The sequence below is a fragment of the Skermanella sp. genome, assembly GCF_059503625.1.
Genome location: NZ_JCACHA010001192.1, coordinates 3195 through 4800, shown reverse-complemented (window position 1 = coordinate 4800; position 1606 = coordinate 3195). Strand labels below are relative to the sequence as shown.

The following is a 1606-nucleotide window of genomic DNA, read 5'->3' as shown; positions in this document are numbered from 1 at the left end:
GCCCGGATCTTCGAAGGCTCGCGTGTGGTGTGGATCGAAACCGGAGCCTCTCCCGCGGCTCATACCGCTGCCGGCGCGGTCCGCGCCCGGTACATGGTGCTGGCCGGCAACGCCTATGTGGGCCGCCTGGCGCCGGAACTGGCTGCCAAGATCATGCCGGTCGCGACATACATGATCGCGACCGAACCGCTGGGCGAACAACGGGCGGCCGAGCTGATCCCAAGCGGCCACGCAGTCGCGGACGTCAACTTCGTCCTCAATTACTACCGCCGCTCGCCCGATCACCGCCTGCTGTTCGGAGGCGGCGTCAGCTACTCGGCGCTCGACCGGCCGGACCTGAAGCGGCTTCTCCGCAAGACCATGCTGCGCTACTTCCCGCAACTGGCAGACGCGCGGATCGATCATTGCTGGGGCGGCAACGTCGCGATAACCATGAACCGGACGCCCCATTTCGGGCGACTCGGGGACAATGTCTTCTTTGCCCACGGTTATTCGGGCCACGGCGTCGCCCTGACCGGGTTGGCGGGCAAGCTGATCGCGGAAGCGGTCGGCGGGACCGCCGAGCGGTTCGACGTATTTGCCCGCCTGCCCCATGCCAGCTTCCCCGGCGGCGCTGCCCGCACACCGCTGCTGGTTTTGGCGATGGCATGGTTCAGGCTGCGCGACCTGCTGTGACATGAGGGGGTAACGGACGGGGAGTTAACTCGAAAGGATTGGAAAATTGCCGCATTTGCTGTGATGAATGATGAGATCAGTCATCACAGCAGCGCGCCCGCCCGTGTCCAACAGGTCAATCGTATCGGCAGCCCTGGGGCTGTTCATCCTGACGTTCCCGCTCGCGGCGCCGGCATCCGCGCAGACCTGCCAGACCCGCCCGCCTGACGCGACCGTTTCGCTGAAGATAGCGCAGAACGCGCCGCTGACCCGCGAGGAGCGCACCTATAGCGAATTGACCCGCCTGTTCAAGAAGCCCGGCGCCCATCCCGCCGGCCTCTATGTCGGGGCCTTCACAGTCGCCCAGCAGTCGCGCTACCGTTGGACAAGCGACGGGCGGGAGTTGTGCGTTTCGATCGAGGCGGTGGAAGTCACGGTCACGCTGACGGACCCGAAGATCTATGTCGGGAGCGAGTTGGAAGACGACGACTGCATCCGTGAATCGGTCTGGCAGCACGAGGTCCTGCATTACAGGATCGACCAGGACGTGCTGGACCGCTTCACGCCGATCATCCAGCGCAAGATCGAGTTCGCGGTGAAGCAGGCCGGCTCCCAGGTCGCCAAACGCGAATCCGATGTGGAGCGGATCGGCGAGCGGATGGCCCGGACGATCCGCCAGCATCTCGACCGTGTCTCCAGCGATATGCTGAGCGAGCGCGACAGACTGCACGACAGACACGACTCGAGGGAGGAGTATTCCCGCACCGGCAATGTCTGCGCCCATGGCAAGCTGGGCAATTCCAAGCCCGTCCTGTGCGCGTCCGAGCCCCGGCTTTGCGCCAACCTGGAGCAGCCATAAGGCTGCGTTGACGGAGTGGTGGGGGGGGGGGGCGCCCCCACCACCACACCCCGCCCCGACGGGAAAGAGGCCCGCGCCGGCCGCGGGGGGGGG

Annotated in this window: 2 protein-coding genes; both read left to right on the top strand. The window is 65.9% G+C overall.

Annotated features, from left to right (window positions below; translation table 11 throughout):
* A partial coding sequence (locus tag AC5JJ6_RS41930; protein ID WP_496047746.1) for an NAD(P)/FAD-dependent oxidoreductase occupies positions 1 to 675 on the top strand: 675 nt, incomplete at its 5' end.
* Positions 676 to 778: 103 nt separating this feature from the next.
* Positions 779 to 1513 carry a hypothetical protein gene (locus AC5JJ6_RS41925; RefSeq protein ID WP_496047745.1) on the top strand — a complete coding sequence of 245 codons (735 nt, stop codon included), beginning with the start codon at positions 779 to 781 and terminating at the stop codon, positions 1511 to 1513.
* The last annotated feature ends 93 nt before the right edge of the window (positions 1514 to 1606 follow it).